The sequence below is a fragment of the Brevibacillus sp. FSL K6-2834 genome (assembly GCF_038592925.1).
Classification (GTDB): Bacteria; Bacillota; Bacilli; order Brevibacillales; family Brevibacillaceae; genus Brevibacillus; species Brevibacillus borstelensis.
In genome coordinates, this window is sequence record NZ_CP151945.1 from 1,771,236 (window position 1) to 1,792,700 (window position 21,465).

The 21,465-nt window shown below is 54.3% G+C and carries 18 protein-coding genes; 13 read left to right on the plus strand and 5 right to left on the minus strand.

The features are described 5' to 3' along the window. Positions 1–2 precede the first annotated feature (2 nt). A complete protein-coding gene (locus NST96_RS08765) occupies positions 3–1,268 on the minus strand; it encodes an O-antigen ligase family protein (protein ID WP_003387771.1) in 1,266 nt (421 codons plus the stop codon). 173 nt (positions 1,269–1,441) lie between these two features. Here NST96_RS08765 and murJ point away from each other — a divergent pair, with 173 nt between their 5' ends. Continuing rightward, complete coding sequence (murJ, locus tag NST96_RS08770; protein WP_003387770.1) at positions 1,442–2,971, plus strand: murein biosynthesis integral membrane protein MurJ; 1,530 nt, start codon at positions 1,442–1,444, stop codon at positions 2,969–2,971. On the opposite strand, the gene NST96_RS08775 is transcribed toward murJ, so the two are convergent. Then, entirely contained in the window at positions 2,946–4,328 is a 1,383-nt protein-coding gene (locus NST96_RS08775; protein ID WP_122958124.1) for a phenylacetate--CoA ligase family protein, read from the minus strand. The genes murJ and NST96_RS08775 overlap by 26 nt on opposite strands. 166 nt (positions 4,329–4,494) lie before the next feature. On the opposite strand from NST96_RS08775, the gene NST96_RS08780 reads away from it, so the two are divergent. Further along, entirely contained in the window at positions 4,495–6,126 is a 1,632-nt protein-coding gene (locus NST96_RS08780; RefSeq protein ID WP_024984384.1) for a polysaccharide biosynthesis protein, read from the plus strand. A 123-nt stretch (positions 6,127–6,249) separates the two neighbouring features. Here NST96_RS08780 and NST96_RS08785 read toward each other — a convergent pair whose 3' ends face one another. The 3 genes from NST96_RS08785 to csaB form a co-directional block, all read right to left on the minus strand. Further along, positions 6,250–7,125, minus strand: coding sequence for an AraC family transcriptional regulator (locus NST96_RS08785; protein WP_003387766.1), 876 nt, complete (start codon positions 7,123–7,125; stop codon positions 6,250–6,252). Positions 7,126–7,330: 205 nt separating this feature from the next. Beyond that, positions 7,331–8,182: a class I SAM-dependent methyltransferase gene (locus tag NST96_RS08790; protein WP_024984383.1), complete on the minus strand. Its 852-nt coding sequence runs from the start codon at positions 8,180–8,182 to the stop codon at positions 7,331–7,333. A gap of 71 nt (positions 8,183–8,253) precedes the next feature. Beyond that, positions 8,254–9,354 carry a polysaccharide pyruvyl transferase CsaB gene (gene csaB / locus NST96_RS08795; RefSeq protein WP_122958126.1) on the minus strand — a complete coding sequence of 367 codons (1,101 nt, stop codon included), beginning with the start codon at positions 9,352–9,354 and terminating at the stop codon, positions 8,254–8,256. 321 nt (positions 9,355–9,675) lie between these two features. Here csaB and NST96_RS08800 point away from each other — a divergent pair, with 321 nt between their 5' ends. From NST96_RS08800 to uvrC, 11 genes are all read left to right on the plus strand, one after another. Continuing rightward, positions 9,676–10,599 carry a 50S ribosomal protein L11 methyltransferase gene (locus NST96_RS08800; protein WP_003387763.1) on the plus strand — a complete coding sequence of 308 codons (924 nt, stop codon included), beginning with the start codon at positions 9,676–9,678 and terminating at the stop codon, positions 10,597–10,599. Positions 10,600–10,702: 103 nt separating this feature from the next. Further along, positions 10,703–11,878 (plus strand): acetyl-CoA C-acetyltransferase, encoded by a 1,176-nt coding sequence (locus NST96_RS08805; protein ID WP_024984379.1) that lies wholly within the window; start codon positions 10,703–10,705, stop codon positions 11,876–11,878. A gap of 231 nt (positions 11,879–12,109) precedes the next feature. Then, complete coding sequence (locus NST96_RS08810; protein WP_122958173.1) at positions 12,110–13,102, plus strand: LCP family protein; 993 nt, start codon at positions 12,110–12,112, stop codon at positions 13,100–13,102. 215 nt (positions 13,103–13,317) lie between these two features. Then, entirely contained in the window at positions 13,318–15,018 is a 1,701-nt protein-coding gene (locus tag NST96_RS08815) for an AMP-binding protein (RefSeq protein ID WP_024984376.1), read from the plus strand. Positions 15,019–15,147: 129 nt separating this feature from the next. Beyond that, positions 15,148–15,735: a TetR/AcrR family transcriptional regulator gene (locus NST96_RS08820; protein WP_024984375.1), complete on the plus strand. Its 588-nt coding sequence runs from the start codon at positions 15,148–15,150 to the stop codon at positions 15,733–15,735. Between the two features lie 116 nt (positions 15,736–15,851). Then, on the plus strand, positions 15,852–16,625 hold the full coding sequence (locus tag NST96_RS08825; RefSeq protein WP_039069955.1) for an enoyl-CoA hydratase: 774 nt from the start codon (positions 15,852–15,854) through the stop codon (positions 16,623–16,625). A gap of 122 nt (positions 16,626–16,747) precedes the next feature. Next, the gene (locus NST96_RS08830; RefSeq protein WP_003387754.1) at positions 16,748–17,515 is read left to right on the plus strand and encodes an electron transfer flavoprotein subunit beta/FixA family protein; all 768 of its coding nucleotides are present in this window, start codon (positions 16,748–16,750) and stop codon (positions 17,513–17,515) included. 19 nt (positions 17,516–17,534) lie between these two features. Next, positions 17,535–18,494 (plus strand): electron transfer flavoprotein subunit alpha/FixB family protein, encoded by a 960-nt coding sequence (locus tag NST96_RS08835; protein WP_031932323.1) that lies wholly within the window; start codon positions 17,535–17,537, stop codon positions 18,492–18,494. 216 nt (positions 18,495–18,710) lie between these two features. After that, positions 18,711–19,028 carry a thioredoxin gene (trxA, locus tag NST96_RS08840; RefSeq protein ID WP_003387752.1) on the plus strand — a complete coding sequence of 106 codons (318 nt, stop codon included), beginning with the start codon at positions 18,711–18,713 and terminating at the stop codon, positions 19,026–19,028. A 317-nt stretch (positions 19,029–19,345) separates the two neighbouring features. After that, a complete protein-coding gene (locus NST96_RS08845) occupies positions 19,346–19,612 on the plus strand; it encodes a DUF2164 domain-containing protein (RefSeq protein ID WP_342406076.1) in 267 nt (88 codons plus the stop codon). Between the two features lie 33 nt (positions 19,613–19,645). Further along, positions 19,646–21,421 carry an excinuclease ABC subunit UvrC gene (uvrC, locus tag NST96_RS08850; RefSeq protein WP_342406078.1) on the plus strand — a complete coding sequence of 592 codons (1,776 nt, stop codon included), beginning with the start codon at positions 19,646–19,648 and terminating at the stop codon, positions 21,419–21,421. Positions 21,422–21,465: the final 44 nt, after the last annotated feature.

Consider the following 21,465-nt stretch of genomic DNA (forward strand, 5'->3'; position numbering starts at 1 on the left):
GCTCACCACCTTTTCTCGTTCGTTTGATCGGCGTACAGCGCTACCAGGAAGCCGCCAAACAGCCAGAAGTAGAGTGACATGAACGGCACTTCGAAAATATTCTCCACGGTATTGTGGAGTACGACTGCGACAAGGCCTCCGAACAGTCCCAGGACCATGAAAAACTCAGGCTTGTTGACCAGGGAGCGGACCACGCGAGCCGCGTAGCGGAGGATCATGACGATCAGGCCGATCAGCATGCCGACCCCGATCAGGCCAAGCTCCGCAATGCTCTTGAACAAATAGCTGTCCGTGTAAATCGTTCCGAAGTGACGTGACCCGACGGCACCGCCATGGTGACCCAGACCGACGCCAAACAATGGTTCCAGCCTCATTTTGTCGTAGGCATCAACCCAACGCTTGAGTCGTCCGGCCTGTGCACTAGCTTCCATGTACTCCGGAGTAAACAGCGTGAAAATCCGGTTTTTGATCGTTCCGACGAGCGGTACGGATTCAGGCACCACGAAATAGAGAGCGAGAACTCCGACGATTCCGGCAAGGACCAGATAGCCAGCCCAGCGCTTCTTCCAAATGTAAAAGCAGGCAAACAGCGCGGCGGCCAGAGCGATCCACGCACCCCGCGATCCGGTCAGGACCAGCGCCAAAAGCGAAGACAGGGCGACGACGATCCAGAGCAGCCGTTCTTTTCCATTATCTACATACAGGGCAAGTCCGACAGAAATAGGTGCGATCAAGGCCATGTAACTGCCGAGAACGTTCGGGCTGGTGACGAATGAAAAGGCCCGGGTTGTGGTCGACTCGCCCTCCTGGACCCAGCCCATCGGCGTTTCCACACCCAATATCACCTGGGCGATCCCGTACAAACCTGTGATAAAACCGATCAGCGACAAAACCTTCAGCATATTGGCCATCTGCTGTCTGTCCGCCAGCAGATAAAAACCAATGAAAAAGGCGATCATGTACTGATAGACGGCGCGAAAGCCCTCGACACTCGCATCCCAGTTGGTCATATCGGTTACCATCAGGGCGATGCCAAAGACGATGAACGCGATAAACGGGTGCTTGATGGATGGCAGCTTGCGTGCGCCTTTGAAATAGGCGGCAAACGCAAACAGCAGGAGGACAATCAGTAGCCCCTCATCCCATAGCGATGATACGACAGGTATCGGCAAGAACTTGCGCAAGACGTAATCGATAAGGGGATAGGCCATAAGCAAAGACAACCACGTAATAGGGCGGCTCCCCCACTTCAACACAGTCTCTCTCATTTGTTTTTAAATCCTCCTACATTGGATTAACTCATCCATTATAATGAATTGACGTTCGTTGTCGCAAGGCGGCGGGGAAAGAGATTGGTAGGATTGAGAGAAATGCGATATGATAGCAGGTGTATTTGCCTGTTGCAGATGTATTTGGTCGCAGAGATGGGAGAATCGATTTTATGAGTTTGCTAAAAACAGCCTCGATGATTATCGTGCTGACATTGGTCGGCAGGCTTCTGGGCTTCTTTCGCAGCATTTACGTAAACAGCCTGTATGGAACGGATAAACTTACCGACGCCTTCAACACGGCGGCAACGATTCCGCTTGCCTTGTTTCTGGTCATACCTGGCGCGATTAACGCCGTACTCATCCCGACGATGCGGGGGATGCTGGAAAAAGAGGAGCGAACCGGTGAGCTTTACCACAAAATGCTGACGATTGTACTCGTCGTATTCACGCTGATCGCGGTGCTCGGCATTTTGTTTGCGGAGCCGATCGCGATGCTGCTGGGAACAAAAGGCGACACCCTGGCGCTCACGGCGGAAATGCTTCGCTGGATGTGGCCGTCGGCGATCTTTATCGGGCTGACGGGATTGTGGTCCAGCGTAAGCAACGCACACCAGCATTTTTTTACGCCGACGGTTTCCGCCGTAGCGAACGGAGCCGTGGTGATCGTGGGGATGTACTTGCTGGTGCCGCATTACGGCCCGGTAGGCCTTGCAATCGCGACGACACTCGGTTATCTCGCTGCCATGCTGCCGATGCTCGTCACGCTTAAGCAATTTGATTACAGTCACCGGCTCGCCTTTCACTGGAGAGAAGACCGCGCTTTGCGGGACATGGGCGAGCGCGTCATTCCGATCCTGATCGGGGCCGTCGTGGCCCAGGCGACTACGTTCCTGGAAAGAGGCTTTGCCAACGGCCTGGAAGGGGGCAAGCTCAGTGCGCTTGCCAACGCCAATCAGCTCGTCCAAATGCCGATGGCGATTTTCGTCGGCGCTTTTACACTGCCGCTGTTTCCGCTGCTTGCAAGCTTTGTGAAGCGGGGGGAGATGGACCAGATGAAAAGCACCCTGCAGAAGGGGCTGGCCTACCTGCTCATCCTGCTTTTGCCCGTCAGCGTCGGCTTTATTGTCTACGCCGAGCCGATTATCAGGCTGGCCTTTGAGAGAGGCGCTTTTGACGAGCGTTCCGTCATGCTGACGGCCTGGGCGCTCCCTTTCTACGGATTGGCTCTGTACGGACTGGCTGCCCGGGACCTGATCACGAGGGCGTTCTACGCTTTGGAAAATACGCGGACACCAGTGCTCATCGGCGTGGTCGGGATCGGCGTGTACGCCGTCGCCAACTACTTGCTGATTCCTGTGCTGGATCACGGAGGAATTGCCCTGGGAACGGCCATTTCCGCATTCAGCCAAGCGATTTTGCTGTTCATTTTGTTGTGGCGCAGGATCGGCGTTCTGGTACAGAAAAGCTTCCTGCTGACTGTCTTGAAAACGCTGGCTGGCTGCGTGGTCATGGCAGCAGTCTTGATCGGTGTGGACCCCTGGCTGTCAGCTATGCCGCTCTGGCTCTACATGCTGACAGGAATTGGCGGCGCTGTAGTCGTGTACTTTGCCGTCCTGACCATCCTGAGGGAGCCGCTCGTCTCGGAGTTGCTGCAGAAGGTCTTGAAAAGGCGGTCTACTCCGGCCGGGGGGACACAGTAAGCGGGCATTCCCGGATGGCGTATCTGGTTTTGCCAGACGGCGTTGGAGGGATGTGCTTCACGTATTCTAATCGGATACTGGCGTCACCCAAGGCAGAGCGTATGCCTTGGAGAACTTTTTCTTCGTCATCAGCCCGAAACCGCTCAGGGTGCTTGACCAGACGGAGCGTCAATCGGTCAGGCTCGTGCTGGACGAGCTGAAACGTCCGGAAGCTCTCCATATTGCGGATGATGTGATTGATAAAATGGCCGTGGACAAAGGAGCCCCGCATGGAAACGAACATATCGTCGACCCGGCCGTCGATTTCCTGAAGCACAGGATAATTGATGCCGCATGTGCAATTCTGTGACGAGAGTGCGAGCATATCGCCCAGTTGATAGCGCAGGCGCGGCATTACGCGATTGTGCAGGTCGGTCACCAGCAGTACGCCGATTTCCCCGACGGGCAAAGGCTCTCCGGCAACAGGGTCGACGACTTCCAGATAGCAGTTTTCGCTGAACGCATGCATGCTGCCAGCCGGACACTGGTAGGCGATGATCCCGCCGTCTCTCGCGCCGTATTCATTGACGACGGGAGCTTCAAATGCTTCTGTGATCACTGCGCGCTGGTGATCATGCAGCGTTTCTGCGGTAGAGACGACCGCCTTGAGGGGAAACCCCAGCCTGAGCCCGGCTTGCAGCATGAGTTCGGCGAACAAGGCAAGAGCGGAAGCGTAACCGTAAAGGTAGACGGGACGAAAGCGGCGGATTGTCCTCACATGCTCTTCGATTCGGGATTGGTCCAAATCGTAGGCGGGGATCATCAGCCTGTTTTTCAGCCAGCGCTCCTTTAGCTGGTAGCGGCGGGCGTCCTGGCGGTTCAGCTCGATCGGCGAGCCCCAGATCATCACGGAAGGGTCGCCGATCCGGATGCCGTACCATGACAATCCGAGCCAACGGGCAGCCTCGTAGCGTTCCACCGTAGGCCGGTCGAGGAAAAAACGGGTCGGCTCCCCGGTCGAGCCTCCTGTCCGGTTGGGAATCAGCTCACCCGGGTTGGCCCCTATCGTCAAATAACGGTCGGCCTGCTCCCGAAAACGGCTCTTCTCAAGCTGGGGTAGCCGCTGCAGGAATCGGGCTGGCTCCTCGCTATTCCCTGCCGCATGCCATTCCTCGGCAAACTCGGTATAGGCAGGGACGTGATGAACAGCGTGTTCCAGAAGCCGGCTCAGCTTGGCCGACTGGCGAGACTTTAGGTTTTCAACGGAGAGGGCTTGCGCCTCGCGCAGGTCATGCATATAGACACGTGTTCGATTTTGCTTGAAACGCTCCATTAGCGGCCATTGAACGTTTCGAATCAAAGAACCGGTCAGGGGCATAGGAAATCCTCCTTTTTCGGCAGATAATTCAAAGTTGTGCCTTGGTTTCTATTCCCTCAGTATTCCTGCCGAATTGGGACCCTATACCTGTTTGCCACTAGAGCCGATTGATAGTACGATAGAGAGTGGATTTCAACCTTTACCACGTTTGTACAAGGAGCTTCCCATGGTGAAAAATAGTTTTCTCGCCGGCGCCTTTATTTTGGCGATGGCGGGGATTTTGTCAAAAGTAATCGGCATGTTTTACCGCATCCCCTTGCAGGAGATCGTGGGAGACAACGGCCTCGGGCTTTATCAGGAGGTTTATCCGCTCTATTTGACCTTCCTGATCTTAGCCACCGCCGGCGTCCCTGTCGCTTTGTCCCGTGTGATCGCCGAAGCGCTGGCCGAGGGAAAGCAGGGGACGGTCAGCCAAATTCTCGCCCGCAGCATGGTGCTGATGGGCGGTATCGGTCTCGTCCTGTTTGCCATTTTGTACGTGAGCTCTCCGCTGATCGCCAGGATGATGGGGAATCCGCATCTGATCGAACCGATACGGGCGATTTCCCTCTCCCTGCTGTTCGTTCCGCTTATTGCGGTTCTTCGCGGGTTCTTTTACGGTCATCAAAAGATGATGTATGTAGGCCTGTCGCAGATCGTGGAGCAGTCGTTGCGGGTGGCGTTTATTTTGATCGCGTCCTTGTATCTGGTCTCCCTGGGGGAAGACACGGATACGGTGATTACCGGCGTCAATTTCGGCACGATGATCAGTACAATGCTCAGTCTTGTTTTTCTGGCGTTGCTTTTGTGGCTGCACAAGCGCAAGCAGCCGGGAACAATCGGCGGCGATTGGAAGCGGCTGGACTGGTGGTATGACCGGAAGTTCTTCCTGTCCATGTGGCGGATCGCCTGGCCGATCTGCATCAGCGCCCTGGTCATTCCGATCTTCAGCCTGGTAGACTCCTTTTTGGCGATCAATATTTTTCGCTACGTCTGGCAGGTAGACGGATTGACGGCTGATACCTGGTTCGGCATTTACAGCCGGGGCGGTCCGCTCCTGCAGCTCGCCAGCCTGTTCGGCTCGTCCATTGCCCTTTCGATTGTTCCTGCCATCGCAGAGGCGAAGCGTCAGGGAGACGAGGAACGCGTGCAAACCTTGACCAAGCTGTCGATGCGCTTCGCCTGGCTGATCGGTTTGCCCGCTGGTCTTGGCCTGACTGCGGTTGCCGAAGGCGCCAATCTCGCTCTGTACGGAGATGTGGAAGGGACGAAGGCGATGGCGATTCTCGGGGTCAGTGCGATCCCGCTCTCGCTCCTATTGGCGACCAATGGCATCCTGCAGGGCTTGGGCAAAGAAAAGCTGCCCGCGCTGAACCTCGTCTGGGGTGTGCTGATCAAAATCGCCGCGACGCTGTTGTTTACATCAATCATGGGAATGGAAGGCCTGTCCGTTTCCTGGCTGGTGGCTACGTCGATTGTGTGCCTGCTGAATATGCGGATCATCGCCCGCTACGTTCGGGTGGAGATCAACTGGAAGATCGATGCGCTGTACCCGCTCTTGGTGTCCAATCTGATGCTGCTTTTGGCTTGGGGGACGACAGAGGCTGTCGGGTATTTGCTTCACTGGAAAGCGCGTCTTCTGGGGGCAGCAGAGACCGTGGCTGGTGTCGGCGTCGGGCTGATCGTCTACCTCGGACTTTTGCTCATTATTCCGCTCATTCACGAGAAGGAACTGGAATGGCTGCCGGGCGGCAACAAGCTCCGCATGCTGATGAACGCTCTGCGCAAGAAACAGTCCTCTTCTTCAGATGCGCGGTAGTCAAAAAGAAGGCTCTTATCCTCACGGGATAAGAGCCTTTGTTGGTACAATGAGTTTCGTTTTCACGAACACATGAGGGGCCAGCACTGTTTTCCTGTCTTTTAACCATTTCAGGCCGCAGACTCAGCGATCCTTTTTGACGACCGGAATCCAGATTTCGCTTTTAAACGTGGGAGAGGCAATGTCCTTATTTTCATTCCACAGCATTTCCGGGCCTTCCGCGAGTTCATAGCTTGCGGACGGAAACCATTCGGAATAAATGCGGCCCCAGATGCTTTGGAGGGTGTCTGGAAACGGTCCGACAGACTCGAATACAGCCCATGTGGATGCCGGTACCTCAAGCTGAGCCAGGTCATCGGGGCCGTCCAGCGTCGTTGCCGCGCCGATGTAATGATCGAGCTCCCCGTGTTCCCGCCGTCCTTCGGAAAAATTCGTCGATGCGCTAATCAGGCCCTTTGGCTCGACAGTTGAAAGCTGCTTTAATAGCTGGATCTTGCTTTCATCCAGAGCTTCCCACATGGAGGCAATTTCCGGATTCACCCCGTTGTAAATCAGGGGAACCCTTTTCTTGTACCCGACGATACGAAATGCCTCTTTTTCCACGATGCGATAATTCATACTGCTTCCTCCTTTGATTGAAATATGAAAGGTCATCGGAGGATACGCTTTGAGCGAATGGCCGCTGTTTCTCGCTTCTGACGGCGTTACGCCATGCAAGCTTTGAAAGGCTCTGGTAAACGAGTCAGGCGAGCTGTACCCGTATTTGATCGCCACATCGATGATCCTGACGTTTTTGTCTGTGAGCTCAAAAGCTGCCAAGGTAAGGCGACGGCGTCGAATATATTCCGACAGTGTAACGCCCGCGATAAAAGCAAACATCCTCGTAAAATGGTACTGGGAGCAGCAGGCCAGCCGGGCGACTTCAGCGAAATCAATATCCTCCGTCAGATTTTCCTCAATATAACGAAGGGCAGCATTCATTTTATCAAGCCAATCCATCTTTCATGACCTCCCATGGCTTAGAGGATAGCAAAAGCCGCCGGAACCCATCCGACAATTCGTGCACAAGTTTGCAGGGGGCGAGACTAATAGGGTCAAGATGACAAACGCAAAGCCCCGTCTTATAAAAAAAGCACGCGAGAATATATCTCGCGTGTACGGGGGGAAATCCCTGCTTTTTCCACAATGTTGCCCAGCGCGGGACCTATCCCTGCTTTCTGTACACACAGACGACCATCTTGACGAAAAACTCCCGGAAAAGCGGCAGTTTCGCCAGACCCGCGGTCACTTCCCGCAGCGGTACTTCGCGCTGGTAGACAGCAGGGTGGGAGACGCCTTGCTGGATTCGCCGGAAGCGCTTGATCGTCATCTGATTGATGTAGGCGATCGTATCGCTGCCATCCGGCTTTTTGCCAAAGCGGAAAGAGATCCGGTCTTGTCCGTCCGGCAAATCGCGGACCAGCTTCTTGTATGCGTCGATCAGCGCTTGCTCGGAGAAAAAGGCATGGACCCAGGGAATGCCGATCGCATCGGACAAATGGGCACCGTAGGGATGATAGTAAGGAGGAAAATTGATGTACAGATGGCCGCCGGGCTTGAGTACGCGGAAGCACTCTTCCAGCGTGAGCTCGGGCCGGTCTACGTGCTCCATCGCATCGTTCATGATAATCGTGTCAAAGGTATTGTCTGCAAAAGGCAGCTCGGCGGAGTCGGCTGTCATGAAGCGTACGCGGTCATCCAGCCCTTTTTCGCGGGCAAAGGCATTGCCTTCTTCCGCGTAGTGGGGCACGATGTCGATACCGATCATTTCTTTTGGTCCAAAGGTACCGTAATAGCAGGTCTTTCCGCCACCGCCGCAGCCGATGTCCAGTACGGTTTTATCGCGGAACATCTGGTCCTGGGTATGGTAGTCGAGAAAAAATTGGATCGTCTGCTCCCCTTTTTGAAACTGCCATTCGGTGTAGCTCATCTGCCCGTCATTGGCGAGATTGAACGGATGGACGGGAAGAGGAAATAATTTATTTAGTGAAAGCAACAGCTGAGAGGATAGGGACACGGAAAGTCCTCCTTTCGTGCATTCGGAAAAGAGCCCCGCAAAGACTGAACGTCCCGGCAGGGCCCGAATATTTATGAACGTCGCAAAGCTTTGAGCACCAGCTCGCTGCTTTTGGAAGCTTCCTGGGCGAGTATCCGGGAATGCTCTTTGATGATTTCCCTTTCCCGGTCGAGCTGCGAAATGCGCTCCTCCAGCAGGGGCAGCAGGAAGGATTCATCCAGCTGGGTAATGTGTCCGGCGCTCGGCATGCCTGCGCGTTCCACAAATCGGTCGATTTTCGGGTCGTAGGAAATACCGGTAAACGGCGTTTGCAGCATGCAGGCCAGAATCAACGAGTGCAGGCGCATGCCGACGACATAGTCACACTGTTTCAGCACGGACATGATATCGTGAAAGGTGACAGACGCGTCCAGAAGCTGTGCGCCAGCGCTACGCATCATCCCGATAATTTCGCGCGAAGGGGCGAGATCACTGGGAAAATGCATGGGCAAAAACAGCACGTTCCATCCTTTTTCAACGAACATGTCGGAAGCGCGGGCGATGACCTGTTTAAAGGCTTGCTCCTGCTTCCAGTCACGAACCGAGATCGCGACCAGCGGCTTTGTCAGGTCGGGAAATAAACCGCGAAGCAGCTCTTGCCCCCGCTCGTCGGATACATCGCTTGGCGAGATTGTCATAGCTGGATCGGCCGTTACATATATCGGAGCTTTTGTCACCCCGCAGGCTTTGAAGTCGTCGCCCGACTCGTAGTCGCGAACCGTAATTACGTCGACGCGATTCACGACCCGTTTGATCAGGGTGCGGCTGATTCTCTTGAGGATCGGGCCAAACCCCTGGGCGTAAAAAACGACCGGCTTGCCCAGCATCTTGGCGATCGTCACGATGCCCAGATAGTAGAGAACGCTGCGGGGACTCGTGACGTCCTGCATCAGGGTTCCGCCACCCATCACCAGCATGTCGCTTTTCATCAACTCGCGCATGATGACAGGCAGGCTCCAGCGGTTGTACGCCGGGATACCAAACAGGGAGGTTGTCCGATCCGGCTGATTGGACAACACGGCCAGCGATATATTCGGTTGTTCCCGCCTGAGCGCGCTGATGATGCCGTACAGGACTACATCGTCTCCGGCATTGTTGAAACCGTAATACCCGGAGATGAGTATACGCGACATGGTGTGAACCTTCTTTCTATATCAAACGTACAGGAAAAACACATTCTCAAGTATAATCGAGTAAACAAGGGGAAGTAAAGCGGCCTTAGAACATATACAGAAAACCCATCGCAAACAGGCCGATCCCCAGGATAATCAAGCCTATCATCAAGACAAGCATCGTTTTGTTTTTCCGACGGCGGTAGAAAAATTCATCAAACATCTGAATACCTCCAGAGTGGATATGAGTCCATTATTGTATCATATCATTAAACTACCGTTTCTGGCTATTTGAAGAAGACAAGCGAAGCTGAAAAACGAGGAAGGAGCAAGCTTGAAAAAATGGAATCGACATGGCATAAGTACACCCTATTGGTAGACAGAGAAATGGAAGATTTGTTTGTGGGGGAGGTTTTGGAAAGTCCGTATACGCTTGGATGGGTTGAGCCGCAAATCGAGGTCTTGACCACGGAAAACGGGTATGATTACGCGGAAAACACCAATGGCCCGGTCATCGTCTATTTATTTGAACCGATTCAAGAGAGCGCGGCCGGACAAGTGGAGAAGCTCCAAGCCTATATCAGCCGTTGGGGAGAGGCCGTGCGACTTCAGCAGGTCGAACAGGTAGCCGAAGAAAACGATTCGTGGAAGGATGAATTCCGCGAGGTGCGCGTGGGAGACTGGTGGATTGCGCCGTCCTGGAATACGGCTGAAGAGGTGCTAAAAGCGGATCGCGTCCTTTGGATCGATCCGGGGGCAGCTTTTGGAACAGGCTATCACGGGACGACACAGGATATTTTGAGATTGCTGCAAAAATGGTCCCCGTCCGGCAAACGGGTACTGGACATCGGAGCAGGCTCGGGCATCCTTTCCCTTTTCTGTGTGAAAAACGGAGCCGAAATGCCGGTCTGGGCGGTGGATATCAACCAGCAGAGCGATTATCAGATTCGCGTCAACGCAGCAAACAATCAGCTTGGAGAACACGCCGTGAAAATCGTGATCGGTGATATCGCAGACCCTGGAGTAGAGGCGGAGCTGCCGGAAGAGGTAGATCTCATTTTGCTCAATATCGGCGGGGACGAGGACGTTTCCATCCTTCCTGTAGTGGACAGGCATCTCGCGCCTCGAGGGCATGTGATCCTCTCCGGGATCGTAGTATGGAACAGGGAAAAGGTCATTGCCGCCTATGAGCAGGCGGGCTATCGATGCATGGAAGAGTCGACCAGCGACGAGTGGGTGACTGTGATGATGGAGAAAATCGGTTAACAAACCGCCTGCGGCAAATATTCGTTCACGCTTGTAACAGGTCTGTGTCAAAATGGAGAAAGAAGGCCAGATCAACCGCAGTTGGCGGAGGAGGAGATGTCGGATGGATCAAGTAGTCATTGTGGCTGCCGGGCGTACACCTATCGGTACGTTTGGCGGTGCGCTGAAAGATGTAAGCGCTCGCAAGTTGGCGGAGACAGCCGTCAGAGGTGTCATCGACAAGGCAAGCATCGACCCGGCACTGATCAATGAAGTCATTTTCGGCAATTGTATCCAGCGCTCGGATGAGGCCAACATCGCCCGCGTGGCAGCCCTGGATGCCGGATTGGGAAAAGAAGTGACCGGATTTACGGTACAGCGCCAATGTGCGTCCGGGATGCAGGCAATCGCCAGTGGAGTGTCTCAAATCATGCTTGGCGAGGCGGAGGTCGTCATCGCAGGCGGAGTGGAGAGCATGAGCAACGCCCCGTATGTGCTGAAAAACGCCCGTTGGGGCAAGCGGCTGACACACGGAGAGATGACCGACTCCATGTGGGAGCTCCTGACCGACCCGCATCATGGCGTTTTAATGGGTGAAACAGTCGAGCGCCTGGTAGACCTTTACGGCATCACCCGGGAAGAGCAGGACGAAATCGCTCTGAGGAGCCAGCAGAACGCCATCCGCGCCATCGACGGGGGACTTTTTCAGGAGGAGATCATCCCTGTCCCGGTAAAAAAACGCGGGGAAACCGTACTCGTGGATACCGATGAGCATCCGAGACGAGAGGTGACGAGAGAAGGTCTGGCCAAGCTAAAGCCGAGCTTCCGTGAGAATGGTACGGTGACAGCGGGGAATGCATCAGGATTGAATGACGGTGCGTCCGCCGTGATCCTGATGAGTGAGCGCAGGGCAAGCGAAGCCGGACTTGCACCGCTCGGCCGCATCGTTTCCTATGCATGGGCCGGGGTGGAGCCGGATCTGATGGGTTATGGCCCTGTGCCAGCCGTCAAAAAAGCATTGGCGAAGGCAGGACTGACTCTGGCTGACATCGAGCTGATCGAGGTGAACGAAGCGTTTGCAGCACAGTATCTGGCAGTGGAAAAGCTGTTGGAGCTGCCGCGTACGATCACCAACGTAAACGGTAGCGGCATTTCCCTCGGTCATCCGGTCGGCTCCACAGGCTGCCGAATCGTTGTCACCCTCCTCCACGAGATGAAGCGCCGAGGGTCCAGGTACGGATTGGCTACCCTTTGCGTCGGTGGCGGCATGGGCATGGCGATGATTGTGGAAAGGCCATAAAAACAAGCGATTGCAGGTTTAAAAAACGAATCCCCTGTTAAAAATGGAAAGCAAGACCCCATCCAAGCGCCGCGAAGATGGGGTTTTTTCGTACACGACAGCCTGCTGGAGCCATGAACGGCCCAGTTTGCCATTTGCGTCGTTTGCAGCGGCTTTTGCCGCAACGCAATTTCCATCTGCCAATACGCGTCTGTCGACCGTTCGGGATACGTCAAAGGGGGTTCGCACATGATCACTTTCTTTTCCTTCATCCGCAAGCGCGGGAAGAAGCTTCTCCGCTACACGGTGTTCAGCCTGGCAGTTTTTCTGATCGCTTCCGTCGGATACAGCGCTTATCAGTTCAAGCAAATGACCAGAGGGTGGTATGCGCCGCTGGACACAAAACCGGGAGTAACCGTCGAACGGCCTGCTTCCGCTGTTGCCCCGCTTGAATTGCTAGCCGGGACGAAGCCGCTGAAGCCATTTGTCCTGCTCGTGATGGGGATCGACAGCCGGGACGGTGAACGGGCAAGGTCGGACACGATGATGCTGGCTGCGATTCACCCTGAAAAGCAGCGGGTCTATTTATTGTCGATCCCGCGAGACAGCTACACGGAGCTGCCGGGAAAAGGCTACGACAAGCTGAACCATGCCATGGCGTACGGAGGCCCCAAGCTGGTCGTGCAATCTTTGGAAAAGTTTCTCGACGTCAAGATCGACCGCTACGTGACCATTGACTTTGACGGCTTTCGAAAAGTGGTGGATGAGCTGGGCGGCGTGCCGATCCAGGTGAAAAAGCGAATGAAGTATACCGACCCAAGCGATGATACCCATATCGACCTTATGCCCGGCCTGCAAACGTTAAACGGCGATCAGGCGCTGGATTACGCCCGCTACCGCAAAAACGACCTGGGCAAAGAGGACAGCGACTACGAACGCATCGCCAGGCAGCAGGAGATCGTTCAGGCATTGGCGGAAAAGGGTACGTCCGCAGAAGCGTTTGCCAAGGCATTTACCCTGATGGAAATACTCGGCGAGCATGTGAAAACCGATTTGACGGAGAAAGAGATTGCTTCCCTGCTGCTCTCATACAGCGACCCGACGCCAAACGCAATCCAATCGGATACGCTGACCGGCTCCGATGAGCGGATCTGGCACAACGGCGTGCTGGGCTGGTACCACCTCGTTCCCAAGCAGGAACGGCAGCGGGTCAAACAAGCAATCCTCTCCGGGCTCGCTCCCTGACCACTGCCTAGAAGGGCGCCTGTAAAATGGAGAGAGGAGATGTATCTGATCAGTACAGAGGATACATCTCTTGTTATTTTTTCCGAGAATATGGTTGCGTTCTGTAAATTTTGTTGGAAAATTACTTATCTTTGGAATAGAATGGAGGTGGAAGAGGTTATGAATGTGGATCGTACGGGAGAGGTAAGGTCAATATGGGACTGGAGGGAATGCCCATGTCTATTGCCAAGCCTTGGATTGCTAGTTACCCGCCCGAAACCGCACCGTCACTGGAATACCCCCGTGTTCCGCTGACGTATTTTCTGGAGCAGGCGGCAGCAGATTTTCCCGAGAGAAATGCCCTTTTTTTTATGGGGAAACGGATTGCCTACCGTGAGCTGTTGACGATGTCCTACCAGTTCGCCAACGCTTTGATCAAGCGAGGCGTCAAAAAAGGAGACAGGGTGGCCATCATGCTTCCCAATTGTCCGCAGGCCGTGATTTCCTATTACGGAGCCTTATTCGCGGGGGCCACTGTCGTCATGACCAACCCGCTGTACACCGAGCGGGAGCTGATTCACCAGCTGCATGATTCAGGTGCCGAGACGATCATTGCATTGGACCTGTTGTACAAGCGCGTCGCCGGCGTAAGACCTTCCACGCCTTTAAAACGTCTGATTATTACGAGTATTGGCGACTTTTTGCCGACAGTGAAAAGATGGATATACCCATTCGTACAGAAAAAACAAGGCCACAATCCGCAAATCACCTATGGAAGCGATGTTGAGGCTTTTCTTTCTGTGTTGAAAGAAAGCGCTGTCACGCCTGTCTCTCCTGATATCGACCCGGAGCATGATCTGGCTTTGCTGCAGTACACCGGGGGAACGACAGGAGTAGCCAAAGGCGTCATGCTGACCCACAAAAATTTGATCGCCAACACGATTCAGTGCCAAGCTGTTCTGTATAAAACCAAGCGGGGAACGGAACGCATTCTGGGAGCGCTTCCCCTGTTTCACGTGTACGGGATGACAACCGTGATGAATCAAGGAATTTCAATCGCGGCAGAACTGATTCTCGTGCCGAAATTCAACGTCAAGGAGATCCTGAGCCTGATCGACAAGAAGAAGCCGACCCTTTTCCCCGGCGCCCCGACGATGTATATCGGCTTGATCAATCACCCGGATTTGCCCAAATACGATTTGAAGTCGATCGAGGCATGCGTCAGCGGCTCCGCGGCTTTGCCGGTGGAGGTGCAGACCCGGTTCGAAGAGCTGACCGGAGGAAAGCTGGTGGAAGGCTACGGATTGACAGAGGCGTCCCCTGTCACGCATTCCAATCCGATCTGGGGAAAAAGGAGGAACGGCAGCATCGGTTTGCCGTGGCCGGACACGGACTGTCGAATTATCGACCCTGCTACGGGAGAGGAGCTGCCGCAGGGAGAGATTGGCGAGCTGGCCGTCAAAGGACCGCAAGTCATGACAGGCTATTGGAACAGACCGGAGGAAACAGCGGCTGTCCTGCGCGACGGCTGGCTGTTGACGGGCGATATGGCCTATATGGACGAGGGTGGGTATTTTTATATCGTCGATCGAAAAAAAGACATGATCATCGCGGGAGGATTCAACATTTATCCTCGCGAGGTGGAGGAAGTTTTGTTTGAGCACCCGGCGATACAGGAAGCGGCCGTCATCGGAGTGCCTGATCCTTACCGCGGGGAAACGGTGAAGGCTTTTGTCGTATTCAAAGAAGGACAGCAGGTTGCCGAAAGCGAGCTGGAACAGTACTGTCGCCAGCGCTTGGCTGCCTACAAAATACCCAGGCAATACGAGGTGCGTTCCGAACTGCCAAAAACGATCGTCGGCAAGGTTCTCCGCCGTCAACTCCAGGAGGAGGACAAAGCTCGGCGAGAGCAGCATGAACAGGAAAAAACAAGCTGACAGATTGGCGGTCTTCCGTGGAGGAAGGCCATTTCTTTTGGATTGACAGAATAGGGGAACTGTCATACACTAAATATGAATGAATAGTCATTCAGTTGCAATGACTTGTCTATCAATGTGGAGGGAATCATGGCGAAAAAAACGGGGGAAAAGTATCAAGCCATCATTGATGCGGCTGTTCGCGTCATCGCTCGGCAGGGCTATCACAACGCCCAGGTATCCAGAATTGCAAAAGAGGCGAAGGTAGCGGACGGAACGATCTACCTCTACTTTGAGAACAAGGATGACATCCTCATCTCGCTCTTCAACGAGAAGATGGGAGCATTTATCGAGGAAGGCCGAGGACGCCTGGCACAGGCAGAATCCATCGAACAAAAATTGTACATCCTTGTTCACACTCATCTGAGCCAATTATCGCGCGACCAGGAGCTGGCAAAAGTGACGCAGATCGAATTGCGTCAATCCAATCAGGAAATCAGCGAGGGCATCGGTGCGGTCATGAAGCAGTATTTCGACCTGATCGAAGAGTTGATCAGAGAAGGAATCGAAAAGGGTGTATTCCGTTCCGACCTCGATGTCCGGTTGGCTCGAAAAATGATTTTTGGCACGCTGGATGAAGTGACGACGTCCTGGGTCATGAAACAATGCAAGTACGACCTGCTTTCTCATGTCGATCCCATTCATAACCTCTTCCAATTTGGCTTGAAGGGCAAATGAGAAAGAAAACGCTTTTGTTGAGACAGTCCGTTTGTTACAATGGGAATAGCAAGACTGAGCGTTCGCTCAGATAGCAGCGCCCTTCATTTTTGGGAAAAGGAAGAGGGGGAGAGAGGATGTATTCTCATTGGAATGTCCATAAGGAAGACCGGATCGCGGTCGTTTCCGTGAACCGCCCGCCGGCCAACGCTCTCAGCCACGAGACGTTGAAGGAATTGGCAGCGCTCCTGGATGAACTGGAAAATGACGCGCTCGTAAAGGCGATTGTCGTTACCGGGGAAGGCCGCTTCTTTATCGCCGGCGCTGACATTAAAGAGTTTACCGAGCTTTCGCCGGCAGATGCGGAAGAAATGGCGAAGCGCGGCCAGAAGCTGTTTGACCGTCTGGAGAGCTTTCCCAAGCCGATTATAGCGGCCATCAACGGAGCCTGCCTCGGCGGCGGCCTCGAACTGGCCATGGCTTGCCACATCAGACTGGCTGCTCCGGAAGCGAAGCTGGGTCTGCCGGAGCTGAACCTCGGACTCATCCCGGGCTACGGCGGCACGCAAAGACTGCCCCGGCTGGTGGGACGAGGAAAAGCGACACAGATGATCCTCACCTCGGAGATGATCGGCGGCGAAGAAGCGCTGCGGATCGGACTGGTGGAGGCTGTGTACCCGCTCGATGAACTGCTCGCAAAAGCAAAGGAACTGGCTGCGGTCATCGCCCAAAAGAGCTCCGTCACGATGAAGCTCGCTTTGAACGCGATTCATACAGGAATGACAGACGGTCCCGTTGCCGGTATCGAACAGGAGGCAAAGCTGTTTGGCCAAGCATTCGGGACAGAGGACATAAAAGAAGGAGTTGCCGCTTTTCTGGAAAAGCGAAAGCCGCAATTCGCCGATCGCTAGAACCTACATGGAAGGCACGGTAAAGGGATTCGTTGCCCAGCGTTTCCGGGGGGGGCACCAGGATGCAGCTCGCCGCAGCAGCATACGTGAGGCAGCAGCGTCACTATGAGGGAGGTATTCTTGTGAATATTCTGGTTGTCATGAAGCAAACGTTTGATACCGAGGAAAAAATCGTGATTCAAGACGGCAAAATCCAGGATGACGGCGTTGAGTTTATCATCAATCCATACGATGAATACGCCATTGAAGAAGCGATCAAGCTGAAGGAAGAGCACGGGGGCGAAGTGACCGTCGTCTCGGTAGGTCCGGATCGCGTGGAAAAAGAACTCCGTACCGCATTGGCAATGGGAGCGGACAAAGCCATTCTGGTGGATGACGAGTCGCTGTTCGGCGACGAGTATACGACGGCGAAGGTATTGGCCGCGGTAGCTCGCAAAACCGGCTACGACCTGATCCTGGGCGGACAAATGGCGGTCGACTCGGGAGCCGGACAAGGCGGTCCTCGCCTTGCGGAGGAGCTGGGCATCAACCATGTGTCCACAGCGGTCAAGCTGGAGATCAACGGCAGCTCCGTTCGCGTGGAGCGCGACGTCGAAGGGGATACGGAAGTGGTGGAGACGAGCCTCCCAGTTCTGATCACGGCACAGCAAGGGCTGAACGAGCCTCGCTATCCTTCTCTCCCAGGCATCATGAAGGCCAAGAAAAAGCCTTTGGAGCGCCTGACTGCTGACGATCTTGGCCTTTCTGCCGCAGATGTTGCGCCGAAGACACAGGTTGTCGATCAGACACTGCCGCCGAAGAAGGAAGCAGGCCGCATCCTTGCCGGCGAAATCCCGGCACAAGTGTCCGAATTGGTGCAATTGCTGCGAAATGAAGCAAAAGTAATCTAAGCGAGAGGGAGAGATTCTGATGAAAAAAGTACTGGTAGTAGCAGAAGTACGTGACGGACAATTGCGCAATGTCTCTCTGGAAGCACTCGCCGCAGCAGGGATACTTGCAGAGGGAGGAGAAGTGGTCGCTGCACTGTTCGGGCCGAATACGGCTTCACATGCCGAAGCTCTCGGACACCATGGAGCGGGCACGGTCTATGTGGTTGATCACGCCGATCTGGCACAATACACATCAGATGCTTACAGCCAGGCGCTGAAGCAGTTGATCGAGTTTGTCGGTCCTGACGCAGTCGTCCTCGGACATACGGCGATCGGCCGTGACGTGGCTCCTCGCGTTTCTGCACGCCTTGGATGGGGACTGGTTTCGGATGTTACCGCGCTCGAAGCGGGTCCAGTTTTCGTCAGGCCGATTTACGCAGGGAAGGCGTTTCAAAAGCGCCGTTTTGAAGACGGAAAAATCATGGTTACAATCCGTCCGAACAACATCGCCGCAGGTACTGCCGACACAGGCAAAACCGCGACGGTCGTGCCATTTGAAGTCGAGATCAAAGACCTTCGTTCCATCGTGCGCGAAGTCGTTCGCAAAACGAGCGGAAAGGTCGACCTTTCAGAAGCGAAGATCATCGTCTCCGGCGGCCGCGGCGTAAAGAGCGCGGATGGCTTCCAGCCGCTCAATGAGCTGGCTGACGTGCTGGGAGCGGCGGTAGGAGCGTCCCGCGGGGCCTGCGATGCCGACTATTGCGATTACTCCATGCAGATCGGCCAGACCGGAAAAGTGGTGACGCCGGACCTGTACATCGCCTGCGGCATTTCCGGTGCGATTCAGCATTTGGCGGGAATGTCCAATTCCAAAGTCATTGTCGCGATCAACAAAGATCCGGAAGCGCCAATTTTCCAAGTAGCTGATTACGGTATCGTGGGAGACCTGTTTGAGGTCGTTCCGCTGCTGACCGCAGAATTTAAAAAGGTTTTGGTGTAACCCTGGCGTACGAACATCTGCAGCCTTGCTTCCTCTGAAGCGAGGCTGTTTTTTGCGGAGGCAGCCCAAGAAGGCGATAGGGAACGGGCGCTTCGGACAAACTATACTTTGACATGTCAGAAAGTGTCGCCGCACGTAGTCTTTTTTTACGGGGGATGGTATACTGAGTGGCGTGTGGAACCTTTTTCCGTACCGAATTTAAGGAGGTAATATTCCATGGCTATCGTTAATGCAACCGATCAGACCTTTTCCCAGGAAGTAGAGCAAGGCGGAACTGTCCTGGTTGACTTCTGGGCTCCTTGGTGCGGCCCTTGCAAAATGATCGCACCTGTATTGGAGCAAATCGACAGCGAAGTAGGCAGCAAGCTCAAAATCGTGAAAGTAAATGTCGATGACAATCCGGAGTCTGCAGGCCGTTTTGGCGTCATGTCCATCCCTACCCTGATCGTATTCAAAGACGGTCAACCGGTAGATAAAGTGATCGGTTTCCAACCGAAGGAAGCCCTCATGGGAACTGTCGGCAAACACCTGTAAAGACTTGCAATACGGTCTTTGAGAAGCAGCATTCGCCTATGGCGGGTGCTGCTTTTTTCGGTTCATTCAAGGATAGATATGGTGCTTTTTCAAATAGATGGGGAGAGATTCCGTCGAGTTTTCACTGAAAACATGGTAACATGGAAGGACAACGTATGTTCCCTCAATCTGCTTTTTTCAGATGTGTGCGGGGGAATTCGGTGCGCATTTCAAATTTGAGCCAGTCACCTCGATGTACCGAGATTGCCATACATGGTTTTCCTGCAAAATCTTTTATGAAAGAAACGTGTGACAAATGAGCGGGAGGAGGAACTCAGGTGAAAATAACAAAGTTTCCACGTGAACAGAGAGAGCATGTGATCAACCAGGTTCAGTTGTATTTTCAGGATGAGCGGGGAGAAGAGCTGGGGCGTCTGGCCGCAGAGCAGATGCTTGATTTTTTTGTGAAAACCCTGGGTCCTGTCGTTTACAATCAGGCGGTTGAGGATTGCCGCAAGCTGATGCTGGAGCGGATGAGCGCTCTGGAGGATGATTTTTATACACTGGAACAACCGCTTGCCCAGCACCGCAGAAGCGGTCTATGAGAGTAGAGAGTACATGAAAGGGAGGGAGCAGCCGTGAACAGCTCCTTGAAAGACAAGCTGGCAGTCCTGCCGGATAAGCCGGGCTGCTACCTGATGAAGAACGAAGAGGGCGAAATTATTTACGTGGGCAAGGCCAAAGTGCTGAAAAACCGCGTTCGCTCCTATTTTACCGGAAGCCATGACGGCAAGACGCAGCTGTTGGTCAGCGAGATTGCCGATTTTGAATACATCGTCGTCTCTTCAGCGATCGAAGCGCTCATCCTGGAGTGCAATCTGATCAAAAAGCACAATCCGCGCTACAATGTCAAACTGATGGACGACAAGACGTACCCCTACATCAAGATCACCAACGAAGCGCAGCCGCGGCTGGAGATTACCCGCAAAGTGCTGAAGGACAAGGCACGTTACTTCGGTCCGTACGCGAACGCGGGCGCGGCTTCCGAGGTGAAAAAGCTGCTGGATCGACTCTACCCGCTGCGCAAGTGCAAAACGATGCCGAAGCAGGTCTGTCTCTACTACCATTTGGGACAATGTCTGGCGCCTTGTGTGTACGAGGTAGAGGCGGCGGAGAATCAGCGGCTGGTCGAGGAGATTGCCCGTTTTCTCGACGGCGGCCACGAGGAAATGAAAAAGCAGTTGACGGAGAAAATGCAGCAGGCGGCGGAGAATATGGAGTTTGAACGGGCCAAGGAGTACCGTGACCAGATCCGCAGCATCGAGGCGGTCATGGAGAAGCAAAAGGTGACCTTCACCGATACGGTCGACCGCGACATCATCGGATTTTCTGTAGAGAAAGGCTGGATGTGCGTCCAGGTTTTCTATATGAGGCAAGGCAAAATGATTGAGCGGGATACGACCTCTTTTCCTTACTACGGCGGCGAAAAAGAGGATTTCATGTCCTACGTCAGCCAGTTTTACTTTGACAAGCAGAATGCCCTCCCCCGGGAAATCCTGCTGCCGGAGGAAAGCGATCCGGAGCTGCTCGCCGAGTGGCTGGGCGTGAAGGTGCATGCGCCGAAGCGCGGCAAAAAGCGGGAGCTGGTGCAGATGGCCAGCGAGAATGCCCGCATTGCCCTGCAGGAGAAATTTGCGCTCATGTCCAAGGACGATGCCCGGACGATTCAGGCTGTGCACAATCTGGGCCATATTCTCGGGATCGGAACCCCGCACCGGATCGAAGCGTTTGACAACTCCAACATTCAGGGGACAGAGCCGGTCTCTGCGATGGTCGTGTTTACAGATGGACGCCCGGACAAAAAAGAGTACCGGAAATTCAAGATCAAAAGCGTCGAGGGGCCGGATGATTACGGCTCGATGCGCGAGGTAGTCCGGCGCCGGTACACGCGCCTGCTGAAGGAAAACCAGACGCTGCCCGACCTGATCGTAATTGACGGAGGCAAAGGACAGATCAGCGCTGCGATAGATGTGCTGGAAAATGAATTGGGGCTCTACATCCCGGTATGCGGTCTGGCCAAGGATGAAAAGCACAAGACTGCCCAGCTCCTCTACGGGAATCCGCCCGAGCCGGTCGAGCTGAAGCGGGACAGCTATGAGTTTTACCTGCTCCAGCGCGTGCAGGATGAGGTCCACCGATTTGCGATTACGTTTCACCGGCAGGCCCGGACAAAGACGATGCTCTCTTCCCAGTTGGACGACATTCCCGGCATCGGCGAAAAACGGCGCAAGCTTCTGTTCCAGCATTTTGGTTCGCTGAAAAAGATGAAAGAGGCGACTGTCGAGGATTTCAGGCAGCTCGGGATTGGCGACAAGCTGGCCCGGGAGATTATCGCCCATCTCAGGAAGATGTGAGCTGAGAAATTGTTCAAAATAATATTTGAACCGGTGCCTTTTGC

What these genes read in the sequence shown, in the direction of transcription:
- NST96_RS08775 (WP_122958124.1), bottom strand. Translation starts at nt 4,328, where the DNA reads ATGCCCCTGACCGGTTCTTTGATTCGAAACGTTCAATGGCCGCTAATG.
- NST96_RS08800 (WP_003387763.1), top strand. Translation starts at nt 9,676, where the DNA reads ATGGAATCGACATGGCATAAGTACACCCTATTGGTAGACAGAGAAATG.
- trxA (WP_003387752.1), top strand. Translation starts at nt 18,711, where the DNA reads ATGGCTATCGTTAATGCAACCGATCAGACCTTTTCCCAGGAAGTAGAG.
- NST96_RS08820 (WP_024984375.1), top strand. Translation starts at nt 15,148, where the DNA reads ATGGCGAAAAAAACGGGGGAAAAGTATCAAGCCATCATTGATGCGGCT.
- NST96_RS08765 (WP_003387771.1), bottom strand. Translation starts at nt 1,268, where the DNA reads ATGAGAGAGACTGTGTTGAAGTGGGGGAGCCGCCCTATTACGTGGTTG.
- NST96_RS08780 (WP_024984384.1), top strand. Translation starts at nt 4,495, where the DNA reads ATGGTGAAAAATAGTTTTCTCGCCGGCGCCTTTATTTTGGCGATGGCG.
- csaB (WP_122958126.1), bottom strand. Translation starts at nt 9,354, where the DNA reads ATGTCGCGTATACTCATCTCCGGGTATTACGGTTTCAACAATGCCGGA.
- NST96_RS08825 (WP_039069955.1), top strand. Translation starts at nt 15,852, where the DNA reads ATGTATTCTCATTGGAATGTCCATAAGGAAGACCGGATCGCGGTCGTT.
- murJ (WP_003387770.1), top strand. Translation starts at nt 1,442, where the DNA reads ATGAGTTTGCTAAAAACAGCCTCGATGATTATCGTGCTGACATTGGTC.
- NST96_RS08815 (WP_024984376.1), top strand. Translation starts at nt 13,318, where the DNA reads ATGTCTATTGCCAAGCCTTGGATTGCTAGTTACCCGCCCGAAACCGCA.
- NST96_RS08835 (WP_031932323.1), top strand. Translation starts at nt 17,535, where the DNA reads ATGAAAAAAGTACTGGTAGTAGCAGAAGTACGTGACGGACAATTGCGC.
- NST96_RS08785 (WP_003387766.1), bottom strand. Translation starts at nt 7,125, where the DNA reads ATGGATTGGCTTGATAAAATGAATGCTGCCCTTCGTTATATTGAGGAA.
- NST96_RS08805 (WP_024984379.1), top strand. Translation starts at nt 10,703, where the DNA reads ATGGATCAAGTAGTCATTGTGGCTGCCGGGCGTACACCTATCGGTACG.